Origin of the sequence: Micromonospora sp. NPDC005686, assembly GCF_042871665.1 — a bacterium.
In the GTDB taxonomy this organism is placed as follows: Bacteria; Actinomycetota; Actinomycetes; order Mycobacteriales; family Micromonosporaceae; genus Micromonospora.
This window is the reverse complement of sequence record NZ_JBIAIY010000013.1, coordinates 95,961-117,894: the sequence shown is the minus strand read 5'-3', so window position 1 is coordinate 117,894 and position 21,934 is coordinate 95,961. Positions and strand designations below refer to the sequence as shown.

Sequence of the window (21,934 nt, the reverse complement as noted above, 5' to 3'; positions counted from 1 at the left end):
CCTTCCTGAGCGAAGCGGCGGTCCCCGCCGAGTCAGCCGGAGGTCGCCGTTCCGTAGTACGCGGCGCGCATCAGTTCCTGCATGTCGCCGAGCATCGGCATCCGGGGATTGGCCGGCGCGCACTGGTCCTCGTACGCGTTCAGCGCCTGTTGCGGCAGCGCCGCGAGGAAGGCCCGCTCGTCGACGCCGACGGCCGCGAATGACGGCTCGATGCCGACCTCGTCGCGCAGGCGTTCGATCGCCGTGGCCAGGGCTTCGACCGCTTCGGCGTCGGTCGCCGCGGGAAGCCCGAGGGTACGGGCGATGTCGGCGAAGCGTTGCGGAGCCCGGTACGTCTCGTACTTGGGCCAGCCGGTGAGCTTGCTCGGCACGGTGCCGTTGTACCGGATGACGTGCGGGAGCAGGATCGCGTTGGTGCGCCCGTGCGCGACGTGGAAGGTGGCACCCAGGGTGTGCGACATGGCGTGCACGATGCCGAGGAAGGCGCTGCCGAACGCCATGCCGGCGATCGTCCCGGCGTTGTGCATCTTCTCGCGGGCCACCGGGTCCGCGGCGCCCTGGTGGACGGCTCGGGCGAGGTTGCCGAAGATGAGCCGGACGGCGTGCAGGGCCAGACCGTCGGTGAAGTCGCTGGCGTAGACGGACACGTACGACTCGATCGCGTGGGTGAGCGCGTCGAAGCCGCTGTCCGCGGTGACCACCGCCGGCAGGTCGGCCGCCAGGACCGGGTCGACGATCGCCACGCTCGGCGTGAGGGCGTAGTCGGCGAGCGGGTACTTCTTGCCGGACGCGGTGTCGGTGATGACCGCGAACGGGGTGACCTCGGCCCCGGTGCCGGAGGTGGTCGGTATGCAGACGAGCTGGGCCAGCGCGCCGAGGGTGGGGAACTTGAAGGCGCGCTTGCGGATGTCGAAGAACTTCTCCCGGAGGTCGGCGAAGACCACCTCGGGGTGCTCGTAGCACAGCCACATCACCTTCGCCGCGTCCATCGCCGAACCGCCGCCCAGCGCGATGATGGTGTCCGGGCGGAACGAGCGCATCGACTCGGCGCCACGCTCGACGGTACGGACGCTGGGTTCCGGCTCGACGTCGTCGATGATCTGCAGGGCCACCTGCTCGCGGCGGCGGTGCAGCACGGAAAGGACGCGGTCCACGTACCCCAGCCTGGTCATGGTGTGGTCGGTCACCACCGTGACGCGGTGCACGTCGGGCATGTCGGCGAGGTAGCGGATCGCGTTCGGCTCGAAGTAGATCTTCGGCGGGACCTTGAACCACTGCAGATTGTTCGTACGCCGGGCGACCCGCTTGATGTTGACGAGGTCGACCGCCGTGACGTTGTGCGACACCGAGTTGTGGCCGTAGCTTCCGCAGCCCAGCGTCAGCGACGGCAGGAAGGCGTTGTACATGTCGCCGATGCCACCCTGCGAGGCCGGCGCGTTCCAGATGATCCGGACGGCCTTGATCCGGCGGCCGTACGCCTCGGCCAGATCGGCGTCCTGCGTGTGGATGACGGCGCTGTGGCCCAGACCGTCGAACTCGACCATCTGCTCGGCGTACCCGAAGGCCTGGTCGTGACCGGTGGCGGGCAACAGGGCGAGCACCGGGCAGAGCTTCTCCCGGGTCAGCGGCTCGGCCGGGCCGACCCGGTCGACCGGGACCAGGATGATCGAGGTGTCCGGGGCGACCGTGAAACCGGCGTGTTCGGCGATCCAGGCCACCGGCTGCCCGACCACGTCCGGGTTGAGCTTCCCGGAGCCGAAGAGCAGCTTCTCCAGCAGCGACTTCTCCTCCGGCGTCGCGATGTGGGCGTGCAGTCGCCGGAACTCGGCGAGGGCGGCCGGCCGGATCGCGTCGTCGATGATGACTGCCTGCTCGGAGGCGCAGATCATGCCGTTGTCGAACGACTTGGACAGCACCACGTCGTTGACCGCGCGGGCCACGTCGGCCGACGCCTCGACGTACGCGGGGACGTTGCCGGCGCCGACGCCGAGCGCCGGTTTGCCGGTGGAGTAGGCGGCCCGGACCATGGCGTTGCCGCCGGTCGCCAGGACCACCGAGACATCGGGATGCCGCATCAGCTCGTTCGTCGCGGCCACCGACGGCTCGTCGATCCACTGGATGCAGTGCTCCGGCGCGCCGGCGGCGACGGCGGCGTCGCGGACCGTGCGGGCCGCCTCCTCGCTGCAGCGTTGCGCCGACGGGTGGAAGGCGAAGATCACCGGGTTGCGGGTCTTGAGGGCCAGCAGCGCCTTGAAGACGGTGGTCGACGTCGGGTTCGTCACCGGCGTCACCGCGGCCACCACCCCCACCGGCTCGGCGATCTGCGTGATGCCCGTGATGTCGTCCTGGGCGATCACCCCGACCGTGCGGACGTCGGCCATGTGGTTTGTGACGTGCTCACAGGCGAAGATGTTCTTCACCGCCTTGTCCTCGAACACGCCGCGGCCGGTCTCCTCGACCGCCAGCATGGCGAGTTCGGCGTGTCGGCCGAGCGCGGCCACCGACGCCTTCTTCACGATGCCGTCGATCTGGTCCTGGCCGTAGGAGTCGTAGTCGGCCAACGCCTTGAGACCGTTCTCCACCAGGGTTCCGATCATGGCTTCCGCCCTCCATCGGTCCGTCGCCTCGACCGTAGATCCGCGGCGATCGATGCGGGCACGGCCGATGGACCCGTGAGGACGGGACCACCGGCCCGCACCCGTACGTCGCCGGTGGTGGGACGTGGGCGTGCCGGTGGCTACGTGATCCGTTGCCGGGGCCGGTGAGGTGCGGTCACGGCGCCGGGTGGGGCGCCGCGGCCGTCCCTCGCTTGGCCCGCTGGATCTGCTCGTAGACGTGGGTCCGCAGTTCGGTGAACCGGGGCAGGGCCCGGGTGGTGAGCTGGTCGCGTTCCCGCGGGAGGTCGACCACGAGGTCCTCCTGCACCCGGGTCGGTGCGTTCGACAGGACGAGGACGCGCTGGCCCAGATAGACCGACTCGTCGATGTCGTGCGTCACGAAGACGGTGGAGATCCCGCGGGTCAGGTGCAGGTCACGGACGAGATCCTCCAGGTCGGCGCGGGTCTGCGCATCCACCGCGGCGAACGGCTCGTCCATGATCAGCACTTCCGGCTGGTACGCGATGGCGCGTGCGATGGCCACCCGCTGCTGCATCCCGCCGGAGAGCTGCCACGGATGGCTCCGCGCCGACTGCGGCAGTCCGACCGCGTCGAGGGCGTCGGCGACCAACCGGCCGCGTGCGGCGCGGGAGAGTTTCTTGTGGCGAAGCGGGAGCTCCACGTTGCCCCGGACCGTCAGCCACGGGTAGAGGCTGCGGCCGTACTCCTGGAAGACCACCGCCATCGCCGGGCTCGGGCCCGTCACCGGTGATCCCTCCATCTCGACCAGGCCGCTGGTGGGCCGGAGCAACCCGGCCAGGCACTTCAGGAGGGTGGTCTTCCCGCAGCCAGAGGGACCGACGACGCACAGCAGCTCGCCGGCATCCATGGTGAAGCTGAGATCCCCGATCGCCTCGACCTCGCCCCGGCCGGAGGCGTAGACCTTCCGCAGGTGCTCGACCCGCAGCAGAGGGCTCCCGTCAGGCACGGGTGACCTCCTTCATTCCGTGGTACCAGCGCAGGACGCGGCGTTCGACGACACCGAAGACCACGGCGAGGACGACGCCGATGAGGCCGAGCAGGAGGATGCCGCTCCACATCTCGGCGATGAGGTAGTTCCGCTGGAAGTAGGCGATCCGGTATCCGAGGCCGGCGGACGACGCGAACATCTCCGAGATGACCATGAGGATCAGGGCCACCGAGAGCGCCTGCCGTACGCCGGTCATGACGCGCGGACTCGCCGCCGGGAGGATCAGCAGCCAGAGCCGGTCCCACCGGGAGATCCGGAAGGAGTACGCGGTCTCCAGCATCACGCTGTCGGTCGCCCGGACGCCCTCGATCGTGTTCAGCAGGATCGGCCAGATCGCGCCGGACACGATGACGACGACCTTCATGGTGTCGGTGATGCCGAGCAGGAGCATCGCGACCGGAATCAGCACGGGTGGCGGGATCGCGCGGAAGAACTCCAGCAGTGGTTCGAGGATCTCGCGTAGCGGGCGGAACCGGCCGATGACGACGCCGGCGGCGACGCCGAGGAGGACCGACGCGATCAGGCCGATCAGCAGCCGGTACACGCTCGGCAGCACGTCGTCGACGAACGCCGGGCCGATCCAGGTCTGCCGGAACGCGTCGAGGAGCGTCCGGGGGCCGACGAGGAACCGGTTCGTCGACCGGGTGGACCAGACGGCCCAGAGCCCCACGGCCAGGACGGGAAGCCCGACCGCGAACAGGACGTTCTGGGCGACCCGGACGCCGAGGCCGCGAGGGCCGGCCCTGCCCGCGCCGAGGGCGGTCATCGGGTTGCCTCGTCCGCGAGCACCGACTGGTGCCAGGCCATCGAGCGGCGTTCGGCGAAGCGGAACACGACGTTCACCAGCAGGCCGAGGAGCCCGGTGACCACGACGAGTCCGTACAGGCCGACGGCGTCCCCGGCGGAGCGGGACAGCTCGATCATGCGCCCGAGGCCGGGGTTGCCGATCACCATCTCCGCGGTGACGGCCAGGATGAGCGCGACGGCCGCGCCGAGACGCAGGCCGGTCATCAGGTACGGCAGAGCGGTCGGAAGGACGAGATACCGCAGCTGCTCGCGGCGGGTGAGGCCGAAGCTTCGCGCGGTGTCCCGGGCGACTGTGTCGACGTCGGCGACGCCGTAGATGACCTGCACGAACACCTGCCAGAACGCCGCGTAGACGATGATGACGAGCGCGGCGCGCATCTGCAGGCCGAACATCAGCACGGCGAGGGGGATCAGCGCGACCGACGGCACCGGCCGCAGGAACTCGACGGTCGTGTGCGTCGCGCGACGCAGGAACGGCACCAGCCCGACCACCGTCCCCAACGCGACCGCGGCGAGCGTCGCCACCGTCAGGCCGATCGCCCACGACGTCATGGTGAGCCGGAGCCGCCGCCAGAAGGCCAGGTCGCGGACCTCCTGGAACAGCCGCCCGAACACGTCTGTGGCGTACGGCAGGTAGTGCGGGTCGACCAGTCCCAGTGTCGGGAGCAGCTGCCAGACGGCGAGGAACCCCAGAAGGCCGGCGGCACCCAGCAGGACCTTGCGCATCGGCCGGCTACTGCTGCTGGACGAGGCGGTCGAAGTCGGGCCGCCGGTCGAGTACGCGGTACTTCTGGGCGAGCGTCGCCAGTTGCTCCAGGCCGGCCCGGTCGAGCTCCCACCCGAACGCCGGAAGCCGCACGGAGTCCGCCACCGCGTCCGGTAGTTCGAGGTTGTCCTTGATGGCCTGCCGCAGGGCCGTCTCGTTCGCCGGGTCCTTGGCCCAGGTGAGCGTCTTCTTCATCGCCGAGGAGAAGTCCGCGACCAGCGCGGCGTCGGAGTCCTTCAGCTTGCTCGACGTGATCGTGGTCAGGGTGGCGAGACCGGGGACCGTGGCCTGATACGGGGCGACCACGAGAACGTCACCGCGCTTGCGCATCTGGGTGATGAACGGTTCTGTCACCCAGGCGGCGTCGATGTTGCCGCCCTGGAGCTGCGCCGGGGCGTCCGGGAAGGCCACCTCGACGAACTTGACCTTGGTGGGATCGCCGCCGTCCTTCTCGACCGCCGCCATGATCGTGACATCGCCGGCGGCGCCCAGGCTGTTCACCGAGACCTTGCGCCCCGCGAGCTGGGCCGGCCGGGTGATGCCGGACTTCGCGGACGCCACGACCGCGTTGATGTCGTCACCGTCGGCGTAGGACGACGCGTAGTTTCCGATGATCGTCACACCGAGGTTCTGCAGATCGGCCCGGAACGGGCCGAACGGCTGCCCGATGGCGAAGTCGATGTCGCCGTTGATCAGGGCCGGGATGGCCTGTGCGCCACCCTGTGCGGGCACGACCTCCACATCGAGCCCCTGCTCCCGGAAGATGCCCGCCTTGATGCCGCCCCACAGCGCGGCGGTCTCGCTGATCGGCAGCGCCGCCACGCGGACCTTCCGCAGGTCGCCGCTCGCCCCGGGGGACGGATCGGTGGCATCGGAATCCGTGCAGCCGGTCAGGGCGATCACGACGCCGGCGAGGACAGCGAGGGCGGTGGCCTTCTTCATGGACGAGCCCTTCCGTGCGCAGCGCTTGTGCAACGTCGGGAGTGGGGCCGGTGGAGTGGGGTGAAGCATCCGACCGCGCCGATCAGCGTCATGCAGAAGCGATTGATTGTCAAGAATTCCGATAAGGCGGATCGCAAAGCGATCCGGGTAGCCCGGCACCGATGTGAATGCGTCTTGACGAGCGACGATTTTGTGACCAAACTGTGCGGTTGGTGGTGCGGCGGCGGAGGAGCGACTACTTGGCGATCGTGATCGTGGGCGCTGGGATCGGTGGCCTCACCACCGCGCTCAGCCTGCATCGGGCCGGCTTCCGTGAGATCACCCTCTACGAGCGCGCCGCCACGCTGCATCCGCTCGGCGTCGGGATCAATCTGCTCCCGCACGCCGTTCGTGAACTGACCGAACTGGGCCTCGGCGAACGCGTGGAAAGGCTGGGCGCCGCGCCTGGCACACTGGCCTACTACAACCGGCACGGTCAGCAGATCTGGAGCGAGCCGCGCGGGCTGGACGCCGGATATCGCTGGCCGCAGCTTTCCGTGCACCGCGGCCGGTTCCAGATGGAACTGCTCACCGTGGTGCGGGAACGGCTGGGGGCCGACGCCGTGCGCACCGGGCACCGGCTCGTCGACGTCCGCGACGGCGTCGCGCGCTTCGCGACGGCGGCGGGGGAGGTGAACGTCGCGGGCGACCTGATCGTCGGAGCGGACGGCATCCATTCCGCGCTGCGCCGCCAGCATCAGTCCCGCGAGGGAGCGCCGCTCTGGAACGGGCTGACGCTGTGGCGGGGGACGGCACGGGCACCCGGATTCCTGGACGGGCGGACCATGATCATGGCCGGGGACGCGGAACAGAAGTTCGTCGCGTACCCGATCGGCGCCGGCCTGATCAACGTCGTCGCCGAGCGGCGCGGGCCCGGTTTCGCCGGGCCGAACGCGGACTGGAACCGGGCGGTCGACCCCGCGCCGGTCGTCGCGCTCTTCGCGGACTGGCGCTTCCCGTGGCTCGACGTGCCGGAGCTGCTGGCCGCCGCGGACGAGATCCTCGAATACCCCATGGTGGACCGCGACCCGATCGACACGTGGACCCACGGGAACACGACTCTGCTCGGCGACGCCGCGCACCCGATGTATCCGAACGGTTCCAACGGGGCGTCGCAGGCGATCCTGGACGCACGTACCCTCGCCTTCCATCTTGCCAGCGAGCGGACGGTGCGGGCGGCGCTGGACGCCTACGAGGCGGACCGGCGGCCGGCGACCACCGCGCTCGTGCTGAGCAACCGGCGGCAGGGCCCGGAACAGGTGATGGTGCTCGCCCGCGAGCGCGCGCCGGGCGGATTCGCGCACATCCACGACGTCATCCCGCCGGAGGAGCTGACCGAGATCGCCACCGGGTACAAGAAGGCGGCCGGCTTCCTGCCCGCCGACCTCAACGAACGGGCCTCCCTGACGCCGACGGTCTTCTCGGGCGTTCTGCCGTGACCGGCCCGGAGACGACCGAGCTGGACGCGGCGCGACTGGCGTCGGTGATCTCACCGCTGCGCCGCATGCTGCTCGCCGCCGCTCGGGCCGCCGAGCACCTGCCGGAGATCCCGGACGCGCAGATCGAGATCGTGCGGGCGCTGCCCCGGGGCACGGTGGCCGGTCCGGGTGAGCTGGCCGAGCGGCTCCGTCTGAGCCGATCCACGGTCAGCAACCTGCTCACCACCATGGAGGGTAACGGTCTCGTCGAGCGCTGCCCCCGCCCCGGCAACCACCGCCACGTCGACGTCCTCGCCACCCCGAAGGCCCTCGACCTGTTCGACCGCTTCGACCTCGCGAGCGGAGACCTGGTCGCCCGCGCCGCGGCCACCCTGCCGGCGGCGGACCAGGCGGCCCTCGCCGCCGCGGTGCCCGCGTTGGAGCGCCTCCGCGACGCCCTCGCGCAGGACAAGGACACCCCATGAGTACGCGCCCGCCCGCCGGTCCGGGCTCGATGAGCGCCCTGCCGGTTCCCGGCCTGGAGGCCGCGTTCGAGGTGGAGGCCCGGCTCGGCGTGCTGGAGGACCACGGGGTGACCCGCGCCGGTCACCGCCGCGTCGTGCCGGTCGTCGGCGGCCGGGTCACCGGCCTCTTCGAGGCGGACATTCTGCCCGGCGGCGCCGACTGGCAGGTGGTCCGCCCCGACGGCGCGATCGAGATCGACACCCGCTATTCGGCGCGCACCGCGGACGGCGGCCACGTCTACCTCCGCACGTTCGGCGTCCGCAGTGGTCCTCCGGCGGTCCTCGAAGCGTTGCTGCGCGGCGACGCGGTCGACCCCGCCGCGTACTACTTCCGCCTGGGCGTACGACTGGAGACGTCGGTGCCCGCGCTGGCCGTGCTGGAGCAGTGCGTCTTCGTGGCGTCGGCGATCCGCGAGGCCGATCGGGTGCGCTACACCGCCTACCGCGTCACGTAGGTGTTCCCGGAGGGGCCTCAGGACTGCACGCCCGCGTAGATCCAGGGCACGATCAGCGCGTACACGAGGACAAGCGCGGCGACGGTGACGAATGGGGTGCTGACGAGCACCACGGCCGATGCCACGCGGACGCGGGTCCGCAGTCCCTCGTGCATCTCGGGGGTGCGCGCCAGCACGAGCAGCGCGGTGATCCACGTGGCGAGACCGACCGTGGCGACGATGCCGAGCCACGACAGCAGCACCGTGACGTTGGTGCCGAACCGGTCACCCCCGTCGCTGCCGTACTGCAGCAGGTACGGCCTGTTCCGCAGCCCGATCCAGAGGTTGACGCTCACGAACGCGGTGAGGGCGACGGACCACAGGGCGGCGAATCCGGCGGCGGTGCCCCGCAGGCGGGTACGGGTACGCTGCGCTGCCTCGTCGAGTACGGTCATGCACGGATGCTAGTCACCTGATCGCCGTGCGCTCCAGGGCGCGCTTGTCCGGCTTGCCGCTGGGCGCCACCGGCACCCGGTCGATCCACTGGATCGTCCGCGGGGCCGACGCTTCCCCCAGCGCCTCCGCGACCAGGGCACGCAGCCGTACGGCGTCCGGCACGCGACCCGCGGCCGGCACCACGTACGCGTGCACCGCCTCCCCGGTCACGTCGTCGGGATGGCCCACGACGTACGCCTCGGCGACGGCGGGATCCGCGGCGAGGACCCGCTCGATCGGGCCGGCGTACACCAGGTTGGCCTGCACGATGATGACGTCCCGGATCCGGCCGAGCAGGTGCAGGTAGCCGTCGGCGTCCAGGCGGGCCAGGTCACGGGTGCGGACCCAGCCGTCGACGAAGGTCTCGGCGGTCTCGACGGGATCGCTCCAGTAGGCGGCGGCCTGTGCCGGGGTCCGGACGAACAGTTCCCCCTCGGTGGCGGGACGGCCGTCGGCGTCCCGGATGGACAGCGTGGTCACCGGGGGAGGCCGGCCGACCGAGGCGAGCGCGGCCGGGTGTGCCAGCATCTCGGCCGGCGTCACCATCGTGATCATGCCGGTCTCGGTCTGGCCGTAGCCGTGGAAGACGACGGGCCCGAGCACGTCGAGCGCCTCGGTGAGCCGGCCGGGGGCGAGCGGCGAGCCGGAGACCAGCAGGGCCCGCAGGCTGCTCAGGTCGGCCGGGTCGGCGCGCTGGTCCTGTACGAGCTGGTTCAGCTTGCCCACCGTGATCACGCTCGCGGTCGCCCGGTGCCGGGCGATCATGCCGGGAAAACCCGGAGGCTGCGCCGCCACCAGGGTGCCGCCCGCGGCCAGGGTGAGGATGCCGTACTCCAGCATCACCTGGCTGCTCAGCGAACCGAAGACGAGATACCGCTGGAGCCGGGTGGCGAGATCGGCGATCGCCGGGGGCCAGCGGGCCGGATACGGCGCCCAGGCCGCGCTCATCGCCGCGTACGTCTGCGCGCAGCCCTTCGGGCTGCCGGTGCTGCCGCTGGTCCAGATGATCCGGGCGACGTCGTCCGGGCGTCCGGCGGCGATCAACCGCCTTCCGTCGTCCGGGGTGCGCGCCAGTTCGGCGACCCGGGCGTCGTCGAGCAGCAGCGTGTTCTCGCCGAGCTGCCAGGCGCGGTGCGCCGGGCTCAGGTCGGGGCGGACCCCGGAGACCCGGGCGCCCACCGCGAACGCCGCGATGATCGCCGCGAACGCCTCCGCTGTGACACCGAGGCGCAGGGCCACCCCGACGCCGGGGCCCGCCCCGGCGGCGCGCAGCCCGGCGGCGATGCGGCGCACCATCCGGTACATCTGGGCGGTGGTGACGGTCCGCTCACCCTCCTCGAAGGCGGGCCGGCCGTCGCCGGTGGCGATCAGGTCCAGTAAGGGCTGCGGCCAGACCTCAGCCGGCATCGGAGAGCACGCCCTTGAGGAAGAGGACGAGCGGCTGATGGTGCACGTCCGGCAGATTCCAGTGGTTCTCCAGGTTCTCTGCGAGGTGGTGCGCCGCGACGACCCGGCCGCCACTGTGGACCCGGACGACCGGGTGCAGGTAGCTGGCGTCGTGCGCGTGCGCGGCGTCGTTCTCGGCGATCCGCGGCACCGTGATGTCGAACGGGTCGACCTGGTCGTGGTCCGGCCCGTACTCCAACGTGACCACGAACGCGAACGGCTCCGGCCCCAGGCCGCCGTCGTGCAGGTACGCGACCGGCACCTCCTCGTGGTAGCGCGCGGTGTCGCCGGAGACCACGACGACGTCGCCGAGGACGGCGAACTGCTGCCACAGCGCCGAGGTGCGGTTGATCCGGGCGATGATCGCTTCGGCGATCGCCTCCGGGGTGACCTCCAGCGGTGTCCCCGGCCACGGCGTGCGGTGGTGGCGGGCGTCGAGGATCCGGTGCAGGGCCCGCACGCCGTACCGGAAACCGTGGATGAACCCGTTCGTGGAGCGCTTGAAGTCGCGCTGCTGGGTGAGCGTGCCGGCGAAGTACAGGCCGGGCACGTTCACCGACTCGTACGCGGAGGTCTGCTCGGGGAAGCGGTCGTCGATGACGAGCCGTGGCCGCGCGGACGGGTCGAAGATGCTCGCGTCGAACCGGAACCCGGTGCAGAGGATGATCCGGTCGTAGTCGATCCGCCGGGTCGCCTCGACGGTGCGGGCGTACCGGAAGTCGATCCGGTAGCCGCCGTCCTCGCGCCGGACGATCCGCTCGACGGTGCCGTCGAGGACCGCGTTCTGCGACTTGAGCTGGTACGTGTCGAGGAAGTTGTTGTTCACCGCACGCAGGTGCCCGACGTAGTGCGACTGCCACGCCAGCTTGATCGAGTGCGGGCCGGCGACGTGGATGACGGCTGCCGTCTCGACGAGCGCGTCGGCGGTCTCGAAGGCCGAGTTGCCCTTGCCGATGATGAGCACGCGCTGATCGGTGAAGTCGTCCGGGTCGACGCTGACCGTGTCGTACCGTTCGGCCAGCTCGGCGCCCTCGATCGGCGGGACGTACAGCTGGGACACGCCGGTGGCGACCACCACCCGCCGGGCGGTGACTGTGTCGTCGCCGGCGCGCACGGTGAACAGGTCGCCGTCACGGGCGACGCCGGTGACCCGGGTGTCGTATCTGACGCGCAGGCCGCGGGCGAAGTCGGCCAGGTAGCGCACCAGGTCCGCGGCGTCGGGGAAGTAGCGCCGGCTGTAGTTCTTGAACAGCAGCGCAGGATCGTCGGTCAGCAGTGAGTTCCAGTCCGCACGCAGGTTGAACTCCGGATCGTCGGAGCCGGTCCAGACCTTGTTGATCGAGATGAGCTGCCGGTGCCGGGGATAGGTGGTGAAGAACGTGCCCGGCGCCGGGCCGGCCTCCAGGACCAGATAGTCGCGCCCGTCGCGATCGAGCAGGTGAGCGAGCTGCAACCCGGCCGGTCCGGCTCCGATGATCAGATAGTCGAGCGTCATGCGACGCAACGTATCGACCCGATCTCAGAGCGCTCTGAGAACCCTTCTCTAGGGTCCGATCGCATGACGACAGAGGTCGACCTCGGGGTTCCACTTCGGATCGCCGACCTGCGCGCCGCCCGCGACCCGATCAAGGTCGTGGTCGGGCCGCAGGTCCGCGATCGGGTCACGGCCGCCCGTACCTTCCTGGCCACGGTGCTCGGCGACGACCGCGCGGTGTACGGCGCCACGACCGGCTTCGGCGCGCTCGTCGGGTACGCGGGCCGCGCCGACCTGCGCGACCAGGCCGACAACACGCTCGCCCACCTCGGCGCGGGCCAGGGCCCGGACCTCGATCCGGAGGTGGTCCGCGCGACCCTGCTGCTGCGGACCGCGTCGCTGGCCCGGGGCGCGTCGGGGGTCTCCCCGCACGTGATCGACGCCCTCGCGGCGATGCTCGCCACCACGTTCGTCCCCGCGATGCCCCGGCTGGGGTCGGTCGGCGCCAGCGGCGACCTGATTCCGCTGGGCGCGGCCGCGCAGGCGCTACGCGGCCGGGGCGACGCCTATCTGGACGGGGTACGCCTGCCGGCGGCCGAGGCGCTGAAGCGGGCCGGCCTGGAACCCCTGCCGCTGGACGGCCGGGACGCCCTCGCCCTGGTCAACGGCACCTCGCTGACCACCGCGGCGACGGCGCTGGCGCTGGACGCGGCCCGTGCCGCGCACCTGGCGGTCCAGGTGCTCACCTGCCTGCTCGCCGACCTGCTCGGCAGTGGCACGCAGTTCCTCGACGCCCGGCTGCTGCGCGCGTACGGGCATCCGGGCGCGATCGACGTGGGCGCACGGATGCGGCGGGTCGGCGCCGGACTCGTCGCGTCCGGCGCACGTCCGCTGCAGGAGCCGTACAGCATCCGGTGCACGCCGCAGCTGCTCGGCGCCGCCGAGGACGCCCTGCGCTACGTCGACGCCGTCGTGGCGGCCGACCTCGGGAGCGTCACCGACAATCCGCTGTTCTTTCCCGACGACGACCTCGTCGTGCACGGCGGCAACTTCTTCGGGCAGCCGGCCGCGTTCGCCGCCGACGTGCTGTCGATGGTCGTGGCGCAGGTCGGCAACCTCGCCGAACGGCAACTCGACCTGCTCGTCGACCCGAACCGCAACGGCGGCCTGCCGCCGATGCTGGCCGCCGGTCCGGGACAGCAGCACGGGCTCCAGGGCGTGCAACTGGCGGCGACCGCGTTGATCACCGAGATCCGGCGCGACGCCATGCCGGCGAGCATCCAGAGCGTGCCGACGAACCTGCACAACCAGGACGTCATCCCGCTCGGCACCCAGGCGGCGCTGCGGGTGCTGGACCAGGCCCGGCTGCTGCATCTCATCGTCGGGTCGCTCGCGTTGGGGCTGCGCCAGGCCGCGTACGTGGGTGCGCGTGCGCCGACCGCGCCCGGCTGCGCCGAGGTGCTGGCCGCGCTGGCCGCGGCCGTACCCCCGGTCGACCCGGACCGGCCGCTCGACGGTGACGTGCGGCGCGCGGCCGACGTGATCGCGGATCTCTCCGTTTCTCTTTCCTGAGGTGGACACATGACGCTTGACTACCTGATCGTGGGCGCCGGACCGGCCGGCCTGCAACTAGCAGCGCTGCTGGAGGCCGACGGCAGGCGCGACTATCTGGTCCTGGAACAGGCGGAGATCCCGGGGGCGTTCTTCGCCACCCATCCCCGCCACCGGCAACTGATCTCCATAAACAAGCCGCACACCGGCTCGGACGACCCGGAGCTGAACCTGCGGCTGGACTGGAACTCGCTGCTCAGCGACGACCCGGCGCTGCGGTTCACCGGCTACACCGAACGGTACTTCCCCGACGCCGACGTGATGGTCCGCTACCTGGCGGACTTCGCCGCGAAGACGGGGGCGCGCGTGCGGTACGGCGCCCGGGTGACGTCGGTCCGCAAGTCCGACGGCCTGTTCGAGGTCGACGCGGGGGAGGAGGTCTTCCGGGCGCGACGGCTGATCGTCGCCACCGGGGTCTCCCGGCCTTACCTGCCGGCGATCCCGGGGCTGGAACTGGCCGAGCAGTACGCGGACATGTCCGTCGACCCGCGCGACTACCTCGACCAGAAGGTGCTGATCATCGGCAAGGGGAACTCCGCGTTCGAGACGGCGGACAACCTGACGGAGACCACCACGCTGATCCACGTCGCCGGGCCGAGTTCGGTCCGGATGGCCTGGCGTACGCACTACGTGGGACACCTGCGCGCGGTGAACAACAACTTCCTGGACACCTACCAGCTGAAGTCGGCGAACGCGATCCTGGACGGCGACGTCAAGCGCATCGAACGCGACGGCGCCGGTTTCACCGTGACGTTCTCGTTCTCCCGCGCGAACGAGGTGGTCAAGGAGCTGTGGTACGACCGGGTGCTCGTCTGCACCGGGTTCGCCTTCGACGCGTCCATCTTCGACGACACGTGCCGCCCGGCGCTCGCGATCAGGGACCGCTTCCCGGCGCAGACCCCGGAGTGGGAATCGGTGAACGTCCCCGGCCTGTTCTTCGCCGGCACCATCAGCCAGGAACGGGACTTCAAGCGCTCGACGAGCGGCTTCATCCACGGCTTCCGGTACGGCGTGCGGGCGCTGCACCGGATCCTGGAGCGACGGTACGGGGACACGCCGTGGCCGGCGGAGAAGCTGGACGCCACAGCGGAGTCGATCGCCGACGCCGTCATCGCGCGGGTCAACCGCAGCTCCGCCCTGTGGCAGCAGTTCGGCTTCCTCGGTGACGTGGTCACGGTGGCCGGGTCCGACGCGCGCTACTACGACGAGGTGCCGGTCGAGTACTTCACCGGCACCGGCCTGCGCACCGCCGACCACGACTACACGGACGCGTTCGTCGTCACCCTGGAGTACGGCCCCGAGCACGACCGGGTGGACCCGTTCGACATCACCGTCAACCGGGTCGCCCAGGACGTGCCCGGCCAGGCCCACGACGCCGCGTACCTGCATCCGGTGGTCCGTCACCACCGGGCGGGCCGAGTCACCGCCACCCACCACCTGGCGGAGAACCTGGAGAACCGGTGGGACCGGCCGCAGACGCACGTCGCGCCGCTCGTCGCGTTCCTCGACCGCTGCCTGAGCAGTGCCGGGCGTTGAGATGCGCCGGCCGGAGGGCGCGGCGCCGCCCGGAACCGCGCTGGGCGGCGCCGCGCTGGACGGCCCGGCGCTGAACCTGGCCGAGCTGGCCGCCGACGCCCGGGCCCGCCTGGACCCGGTGCGCTGGGACTTCTTCTCCGGTGGGGCCGGCGAGGAGCGTACGGTCCGCGCCAACGAGGCGGCGTTCGGCAGGCGCTACCTGGTGCCCCGCGTCCTGCGCGGCGCGGGCCGGCGCGACCTGCGGATCTCGCTGCTCGGCAGCCGGATCTCGATGCCGGTGCTGATCGCGCCGACCGCGTTCCACCGGCTGGCCCACCCCGAGGGCGAGGTGGCCACCGCACGCGCCGCCGCCGAGGCGGGCACGGTGATGGTGGTCAGCATGGCCGCCACCCGGCCGGTCGAGGAGATCGCCGCGGCAGGCGGGCCGCTCTGGTTCCAGCTCTACCCGCAGGCGGACCTCGACTTCACCGCGTCAGTGGTACGGCGGGCGGAGAAGGCCGGCTGCACCGCCCTGGTCGTCACAGTCGACTCGCCCGTGTTCGGCCGGCGGGAACGCGATCTGCGGCACGGCTTCGTCGACCTGCCGCCCGGGCTGGTCTGCGAGAACATGCGCGACGCGACCGGCCGGGTGCGCGACATCGGCATGGACGCCGGGCTGGACTGGGAGCGGATCGCCTGGCTGCGCGGGATCACCACGCTGCCGATCCTGCTCAAGGGGGTGCTGCATCCGGCGGACGCGGCGCTGGCCGTCTCGTACGGCGTCGACGGTCTGCTGGTCTCCAACCACGGCGGCCGGCAGCTCGACGGCGCGCTCGCCACCCTCGACGCGTTGCCCGCCGTCGTCGAGGCCGTCGCGGGGCGGCTGCCGGTGCTGCTCGACGGCGGCGTCCGCCGGGGGACCGACGTGCTGGTGGCGCTGGCGCTCGGCGCGAGCGCGGTGCTGGTCGGCCGCCCGGTGCTCTGGGGGCTCGCGGTGGGCGGCGCCGCCGGGGTACGGCACGTGCTCGACCTGCTGCACGCCGACCTCGACCGGGCGCTGGCGCTGGTCGGCGCCATCGGGCCGGCGGACCTGTGCGGTGACCTGGTCGCCACGGTGGCAGCCGGATGAGCGGCCTGATCGTCCTGCCCGTCCTGGCGGGGATCGCGTGGACCGTTCCGTACTGGCTGCCCCGGACGGTGGTCCGCCTGCGCGAGTGGGTGTTCGTCACCGTCAACGGCGCCGAGGGCGTCCCGGTGCCGGGTCCGACCGTCGGCATGGAGCACTTCGAGCGGGTGTACTCCGATCCGGCGGCGGACGGGCGCAGCCGGGGCGCCGGGTTGTCGGACCTGTTCTGGTACTGGCTGGCGCCCGGGCCGCACATGCACCAGGAGCATCTGGAGCCGGGCGACCGCTACCGAACGGTGGCCGCCACCACCCGGCGGGTGCTCGCGGTACGCCGCCGGCGCTGCGACGACCTCGCGACCGCCGCCACCCGGCGGGTGCTCGACCGGTTACCGGCCGGCCGGACCAGCCACGTACGGCTGCGCGACCTGATGATGCCGGTCTGGGCCGAGGTCTACTACGAACTCGTCTTCGGCGAGGCGTGCCCCCCTGATGCCCGGGCGTTGATCGTCGCCAACGCCGACGACGTGGTCAACGGGCTCAAGTGCACCGGCCTGCGGCACATGCGGCGGCGCGACCGGCTGACCGGGTATCTGCACGACCGGATCGAGGCGGGGACCTGCCCGGTGACGCTGCCGCCGCCGTTCACCGCCCGGGAGACGGCCTGGTATCTCCAGGGCGCCTTCTTCAACACCGCCGTGGTGCAGATGTCCGAGGCGATGGCGCACGTGCTGCTCGCCCTCGCCACACGTCCCGACCTCCAGCGAGGACTCGACGACGACGAGGCGCTGGACCGGGTGATCGACGAGACGCTGCGGGTTCATCCGCTCTTCGGCGTGGCGCACCGGATCACGTCGGCGCCGATCACGCTGCCCACCGGCGTGTCCCTGCCGGCCGGAACGGTACTGCTCTTCAACTACCTGGCGTTCCACCGCGGCGGAGCCGCCGGCGACGACCGGTTCGACCCGGACCGGTGGCTGACGCTCAAGCGTGGCGACGCGCACTTCATCCCGTACGGGGTCACCGCGAACCGGGCCTGCCCGGCCCGCGGCGTCGCGCCGGTGATGATGCGTGCCGCGACCCGCGAGGTGCTGCGCCGGTACGTCCTGACCTCCTCGGCCTCACACACCCGCTCGCTGCCCAGCCGGGGCCCGGCGTATCTGACTCCGGCCGGGTGCACCGGCCCGGGGCGGCTGCGGCTGGCCGCGATGCGGTCGCGGGACCGGTGGGCCGACGTGGGCCGCAGCGTCCGGCAACTGGTGTTCGGCACCTGGATGGTGATCGACGCCCGCCGGCAGCGGTTGTGCACCGACTACTTCGAGAGGGCTGTCCGATGACACCAACGGAGCTGGCGCCACGCTTCTTCATCGCGGTCACGGTGATCCTGATCTTCTGCAAAGGGGTCGCCTGGCTGCTCGGCAAGGCGGGACAGCCGGCAGTGGTCAGCGAGATGCTCGCCGGCGTACTCCTCGGCCCGTCGCTGCTCGGGCTCCTCCTGCCGGACGTTCAGGACGCCCTGTTCCCGGCCCCCCTGCTGCCGGTCCTCTACGTCGTGGGTCAGGTCGGCCTGGTGCTGTTCATGTTCCAGGCCGGGTATGCGTTCAGCGCCCACCGGGTCACCGGGCTCGCCGGCACCGCCGGCGTGATCTCCCTGGCCGGGGTCACCGCGCCACTCCTCCTGGGGGTGCTGCTGGTCCCGGTGGCCGCCGGTGCCGTGCCGATCCAGGCCGAGGGGACGTCGCTCGGGGTCTCGGCCGCGTTCGTCGGCGTCGCCCTGGCCATCACCGCGTTCCCGATGCTGGCCCGGATCATCACCGAGCACGGGCACGCCGGCACCCGGCACGGCACCCTCTCCCTGGCCAGCGGCGCGATCGACGACGTTGTCGCCTGGATCATGCTGGCCGCCGTGCTGGCCTTCGCCTCCGGCCGGGCCGGTCCCGCGATCGTCACCGCGGGCGGGGCGATCCTCTTCGCCCTGGTGCTCTGGTTCGGCGGGCGTACGGTCACCTCCGCGCTGATGACCCACCGCGCCCTCAACGACCGCGCCCGGCTGCTCGGCACCGTGGCCCTGCTGTTCCTGGTCGCCTGGTACACCGACGAGATCGGGCTGTACGCGGTCTTCGGCGCGTTCGCGGTCGGCGTGGTGATGCCCCGCACCGACAACACCGACCGGGTCGTGGACACGCTCACCCCGGTCGCCGCGACGCTGTTCCTGCCGTTGTTCTTCACCTACTCGGGTCTGCGCACGGAGTTCGGGTTGCTCGGTTCCCTGCCGGTGCTGCTGTTCGCGCTGGCCTGTGTGGCGGTGGCGATCGCCGGCAAGTTCGGTGCCTGCTGGGCGGCGGCGAGGCTCCGCGGCGAGCCGCCGGGTGTGGCGCTGCGGGTCGGCGCGCTGATGAACGCCCGCGGCCTGATGCAGCTCATCGCGCTGAACGTGGGACTGGAGGCGGGCATCGTGAACCCGTCCCTGTTCACCGTGCTGGTGCTGGTCGCGCTGGTCACCACGCTGATGACGACGCCGGCGCTGAGCTGGATCGAGCGCCGGGAGGCGCAACGGCCCGACGACGTCCGCACGCCCGCGCTGGCGGTTTCAGATAGTTGAAGATGCAAATACCGATACTTCCATCGGTCGCCATCTATGGGATCGTTAACATATGCGGGGCGGAAGATCGAACCGGCTGCTGCTGGTCGAGGACGACGCGGATCTGACCGAGATGCTCACCGAGACGCTGGGTCACGAAGGCTACCTGGTCGACCGGGCCTTCGACGGCCAGCGCGGGCTGCATCTCGGGCTGACCCGCTCGTACGACGTGATGGTCATCGACCGGATGCTGCCGGCGCTCGACGGCCTCGACCTGGTCGCCCGGCTGCGCGCCCGGGCGGTCCCGTCCCGGACCCTGATGCTCACCGCGCTCGGCACCGTCGACGACCGGATCGCCGGGCTGGACGCGGGCGCCGACGACTACCTGGTCAAGCCCTTCGACCTCGACGAACTGAGCGCCCGGGTCCGGGCGCTGTGCCGGCGCACGTCCGAGTCGACGGACGTGCTGCCGATCGGCGCCGGGCAGCTCGACCTGGGGCAGCGGGACGCGGTGCTGGCCGACGGCACCCGCGTGGCGCTGTCCACGCGCGAATTCGAGCTGCTGCGGGTGCTGGCGGCCCGGCCGAGCACCGTGCATCCCCGGGCCGCGCTGCGTCAGAGGGTCTTCGCGGAGGCGGCGGGGGCGTCGGTGGTGGACACCTACGTCTACTACCTCCGCCGCAAGCTCGGCCGGTCGGTGGTACGCACCGTGCACGGGCTCGGCTACCGCCTGGGGACGCTCTGATGGAGGCGGCAGAGCAGGCGGTCCTCCGCCGGACCCGGCTGCGCATCGGCCTGCTCGTCGGCCTGACCATCGGCGCCCTGTTGCTGCTGGCCGGCGGCATCTCGTACACGCTCCTGGTCCGCAGCCAGGAGGCGCAGATCCAGCGCGAGCTGGAGTGGGGCACGGAACACGGCGCGATCGCCGGCCCGCCCGCGTGCAGTTGGATCTTCCTGTACGACGGCGTCACGGTGCGCACCGGCACGAACCCGCCGCCCCCGGGCTTCCCGTTGCGCGGGGCGCTGGACACCGTGGCGGCCACCCGGAACGCGGAGATCACTACCATCACGCGTAACGGCACCACCTATCACGTGCGCACCGAGGCGCGCGGCGACGAGGTGGTCCAGGCGGTGTTCGACGCCCGGTTCCAGCTGTCCGACCGCCGGCACCTGCTGCTCGCGTTCAGCCTCGCCGCGGCAGCCGGGCTGCTCGCCGCCATGCTCACCGGTGTGCTCGTCGGCCGCCGGGCCGTCGCACCGCTCGCGGAGGCGCTGACCCGGCAGCGCCGCTTCGTCGCGGACGCCAGCCACGAACTGCGCACCCCGATCGCCCAGGTGCACACCCGCGCACAGCTGATGGCGCGGCGGGCGCGCCATGACGGCGCCGTCACGAACCTGGAGGACCTGGACCGACTGGTCGGCACCACCCGCCGGCTCGGCGAGATCGTCGACGACCTGCTGCTCTCGGCCCGTCTCGCCGCCGCTCCAGCCGACCGGGAACCGGACCCGCCGGTCGACCTCACCTCGCTGATCGGCGCGACGCTCGCCGCCGAGGCCGAACGCGCCGCCGAGCGCCAGGTCACCCTCACCCTGGACACCCCCGCCGCCCCGCTGCCGGTGCCGGGTGTCGAATCGGCACTGCGCCGGGTCGTCGGTGAACTGCTCGCGAACGCCCTGGCCCACACCCCCGCGGGCGGCCGGATCGACGTGACGCTCCGGGCGGTCGAGAACGTCGCCGAGATCGTCATCGCCGACACCGGGAAGGGCTTCGACCAGGCGGACGCGCGGCGGATCTTCGACCGGTTCCACCGTGGCGCGGGCGCCGGCGACCGCCGCTTCGGCCTGGGACTGGCCCTGCTCCAGGAGGTCGTGACGAGTCACCACGGCACGATCGAGGCCGAGGGCCGGACAGGGCGGGGAGCCCGCTTCACGGTGCGCCTTCCCATGACACGGTCGCCGGGCCTGACGGGCAGGGCCGCGTGGATCGGGCACCGTCGGATGCGGCAACTCGGAGCCGGTACGTGAGCGCGGGCCCGCTGGGCCGTTGCCGCTGTCGTTCGTGAACCGGGCCCGGCGGTCCTGGTCAGCGCACCGCCGGACCGGCGACGGGCCGTCGTCGGTCTGCCCGGCGCCGTCGTCCTGCCTGGCGTCGTCGGCCCGGCCGGCGCCGTCGATGTGGTGGCGGACCACGAAGCTCAGCGCCCCCGCCGTCAGCAGAGTGGCCGCGATGAGGGTGAGCGCGCGCGGCAGGCCGAAGCCGTCGGCCAGGAAGCCGATCGTCGGGGGCGCCATCAGAATGCCGGCGTAGCCGAGGGTGGACGCCAGGGCGATGCCGTCCGGGCCGCCCTTCGCCCCGGCCAGCGCAAGGGCCGACGGAAAGATGTTGGACAACCCCAGTCCGGTGACGACCAGGCCGGCGAAGACCAGCCACAGCACCGGGGACAACGCCATCACCAGCCGCCCAGATCTCCGCCTCGAGGTCTCCGTACGCCCCGGTCGGCTGGTAGAAGACCTCCAGCCGGTCGTACTTGCCGAGAAGCTCCGAGCAGTGACGGAGCGGATCGTCGGTCACCTGCCGCAGCAGCGTGGGATTGGTCGTGAAACCTCTGATGAGACCGTCCTCGGCGGCTACCCGTATCTGCTCGGAGTCGCCGGAATCCATATAGACAGACGTCAAAGCACTATCTTTCCGATAGGAGGGTATTCGTCGACAGGATTTCAGCCCGAGGCTGCGATCAGTAGAGCATGTGGCCGGAGGGCCTGCAACGTTTCATCGGCGCATGCTGATCTTCAAAGATGTGAACCGGCGGCGTGAGTGCGAGCTGTTAACAGATCCGAAACCCGGTTTTACGTCCCAGGTCGCCTGGACGGTAAAAGCGGCGCTGAACAGGCATCGGGCCAGCGAGGAGGTGTGTCGCCCGGCGGTGTCGATCGGCTCGGAAAGCGCGGGCCGCCGGGTCGCTCGGTTAAAATTGCGTAAACGATCATCGGCGCGTCAGGAGGTCACGGAATTGACGGGAGAGCCTTGTGGCCATGGAGCGCGCGGAATCGCGGATCGCCATTATCGGAGGTTGGCCGTCGCTGGGATCGATGTGGCGACGGCTCCGTGAGAGGGCTCATCGGAGGAGGCTT

The 21,934-nt window shown here is 71.4% G+C and carries 19 protein-coding genes; 11 read left to right on the top strand and 8 right to left on the bottom strand.

Translation table 11 applies throughout. The annotated features are described in order from the left end of the window. Positions 1-32: 32 nt before the first annotated feature. The 5 genes from adhE to ACFYON_RS26115 form a co-directional block, all read right to left on the bottom strand. Complete coding sequence (gene adhE / locus ACFYON_RS26135) at positions 33-2,651, bottom strand: bifunctional acetaldehyde-CoA/alcohol dehydrogenase (protein WP_355015270.1); 2,619 nt, start codon at positions 2,649-2,651, stop codon at positions 33-35. A gap of 121 nt (positions 2,652-2,772) precedes the next feature. Continuing rightward, a complete protein-coding gene (locus tag ACFYON_RS26130) occupies positions 2,773-3,585 on the bottom strand; it encodes an ABC transporter ATP-binding protein (protein ID WP_354872873.1) in 813 nt (270 codons plus the stop codon). Beyond that, a complete protein-coding gene (locus ACFYON_RS26125; protein ID WP_355094498.1) occupies positions 3,578-4,393 on the bottom strand; it encodes an ABC transporter permease in 816 nt (271 codons plus the stop codon). The genes ACFYON_RS26130 and ACFYON_RS26125 overlap by 8 nt, the downstream gene beginning before the upstream one ends. Next, positions 4,390-5,160 carry an ABC transporter permease gene (locus tag ACFYON_RS26120; protein ID WP_355094496.1) on the bottom strand — a complete coding sequence of 257 codons (771 nt, stop codon included), beginning with the start codon at positions 5,158-5,160 and terminating at the stop codon, positions 4,390-4,392. Before ACFYON_RS26120 ends, ACFYON_RS26125 begins: the two co-directional genes overlap by 4 nt. A 7-nt stretch (positions 5,161-5,167) precedes the next feature. After that, positions 5,168-6,142: an ABC transporter substrate-binding protein gene (locus ACFYON_RS26115; RefSeq protein ID WP_354872879.1), complete on the bottom strand. Its 975-nt coding sequence runs from the start codon at positions 6,140-6,142 to the stop codon at positions 5,168-5,170. A gap of 248 nt (positions 6,143-6,390) precedes the next feature. On the opposite strand from ACFYON_RS26115, the gene ACFYON_RS26110 reads away from it, so the two are divergent. Genes ACFYON_RS26110 through ACFYON_RS26100 form a run of 3 tightly spaced genes read left to right on the top strand, consistent with a single transcriptional unit; the run spans position 6,391 to position 8,578 of the window. After that, positions 6,391-7,620, top strand: coding sequence for a flavin-dependent oxidoreductase (locus tag ACFYON_RS26110; RefSeq protein ID WP_355094502.1), 1,230 nt, complete (start codon positions 6,391-6,393; stop codon positions 7,618-7,620). After that, positions 7,617-8,084 carry a MarR family transcriptional regulator gene (locus ACFYON_RS26105; RefSeq protein WP_355094494.1) on the top strand — a complete coding sequence of 156 codons (468 nt, stop codon included), beginning with the start codon at positions 7,617-7,619 and terminating at the stop codon, positions 8,082-8,084. The genes ACFYON_RS26110 and ACFYON_RS26105 overlap by 4 nt, the downstream gene beginning before the upstream one ends. After that, positions 8,081-8,578 (top strand): DUF3237 domain-containing protein, encoded by a 498-nt coding sequence (locus ACFYON_RS26100; RefSeq protein WP_354872885.1) that lies wholly within the window; start codon positions 8,081-8,083, stop codon positions 8,576-8,578. The genes ACFYON_RS26105 and ACFYON_RS26100 overlap by 4 nt, the downstream gene beginning before the upstream one ends. A gap of 17 nt (positions 8,579-8,595) precedes the next feature. Here the strand turns inward: ACFYON_RS26100 and ACFYON_RS26095 are convergent, their stop codons facing one another. The 3 genes from ACFYON_RS26095 to ACFYON_RS26085 are packed head-to-tail and all read right to left on the bottom strand — an operon-like array spanning position 8,596 to position 11,993. Beyond that, complete coding sequence (locus ACFYON_RS26095) at positions 8,596-9,012, bottom strand: hypothetical protein (protein WP_354872887.1); 417 nt, start codon at positions 9,010-9,012, stop codon at positions 8,596-8,598. A gap of 13 nt (positions 9,013-9,025) precedes the next feature. After that, positions 9,026-10,459, bottom strand: coding sequence for a fatty acid--CoA ligase family protein (locus tag ACFYON_RS26090; protein ID WP_355015264.1), 1,434 nt, complete (start codon positions 10,457-10,459; stop codon positions 9,026-9,028). Further along, entirely contained in the window at positions 10,449-11,993 is a 1,545-nt protein-coding gene (locus tag ACFYON_RS26085; RefSeq protein WP_355097343.1) for an NAD(P)-binding domain-containing protein, read from the bottom strand. Before ACFYON_RS26085 ends, ACFYON_RS26090 begins: the two co-directional genes overlap by 11 nt. A gap of 63 nt (positions 11,994-12,056) precedes the next feature. On the opposite strand from ACFYON_RS26085, the gene ACFYON_RS26080 reads away from it, so the two are divergent. The 8 genes from ACFYON_RS26080 to ACFYON_RS26045 all read left to right on the top strand — a co-directional run bounded on the left by ACFYON_RS26080 (position 12,057) and on the right by ACFYON_RS26045 (position 21,912). Next, positions 12,057-13,544: an aromatic amino acid ammonia-lyase gene (locus ACFYON_RS26080; protein WP_354872895.1), complete on the top strand. Its 1,488-nt coding sequence runs from the start codon at positions 12,057-12,059 to the stop codon at positions 13,542-13,544. Positions 13,545-13,553: 9 nt separating this feature from the next. After that, the gene (locus tag ACFYON_RS26075) at positions 13,554-15,119 is read left to right on the top strand and encodes an NAD(P)-binding domain-containing protein (RefSeq protein ID WP_387189177.1); all 1,566 of its coding nucleotides are present in this window, start codon (positions 13,554-13,556) and stop codon (positions 15,117-15,119) included. Between the two features lies 1 nt (position 15,120). Then, positions 15,121-16,227: an alpha-hydroxy acid oxidase gene (locus ACFYON_RS26070; protein WP_357710357.1), complete on the top strand. Its 1,107-nt coding sequence runs from the start codon at positions 15,121-15,123 to the stop codon at positions 16,225-16,227. Beyond that, positions 16,224-17,558, top strand: coding sequence for a cytochrome P450 (locus ACFYON_RS26065; RefSeq protein ID WP_355096062.1), 1,335 nt, complete (start codon positions 16,224-16,226; stop codon positions 17,556-17,558). Before ACFYON_RS26070 ends, ACFYON_RS26065 begins: the two co-directional genes overlap by 4 nt. Then, positions 17,555-18,823, top strand: coding sequence for a cation:proton antiporter (locus tag ACFYON_RS26060; RefSeq protein WP_354872905.1), 1,269 nt, complete (start codon positions 17,555-17,557; stop codon positions 18,821-18,823). Before ACFYON_RS26065 ends, ACFYON_RS26060 begins: the two co-directional genes overlap by 4 nt. Positions 18,824-18,875: 52 nt before the next feature. Beyond that, positions 18,876-19,547: a response regulator transcription factor gene (locus tag ACFYON_RS26055; RefSeq protein ID WP_354872908.1), complete on the top strand. Its 672-nt coding sequence runs from the start codon at positions 18,876-18,878 to the stop codon at positions 19,545-19,547. Beyond that, positions 19,547-20,827, top strand: a complete 1,281-nt coding sequence (locus tag ACFYON_RS26050; RefSeq protein WP_354872911.1) for a HAMP domain-containing sensor histidine kinase — start codon at positions 19,547-19,549, stop codon at positions 20,825-20,827. The genes ACFYON_RS26055 and ACFYON_RS26050 overlap by 1 nt, the downstream gene beginning before the upstream one ends. Before the next feature lie 755 nt (positions 20,828-21,582). After that, positions 21,583-21,912, top strand: coding sequence for a hypothetical protein (locus ACFYON_RS26045; RefSeq protein ID WP_354872913.1), 330 nt, complete (start codon positions 21,583-21,585; stop codon positions 21,910-21,912). Positions 21,913-21,934: the final 22 nt, after the last annotated feature.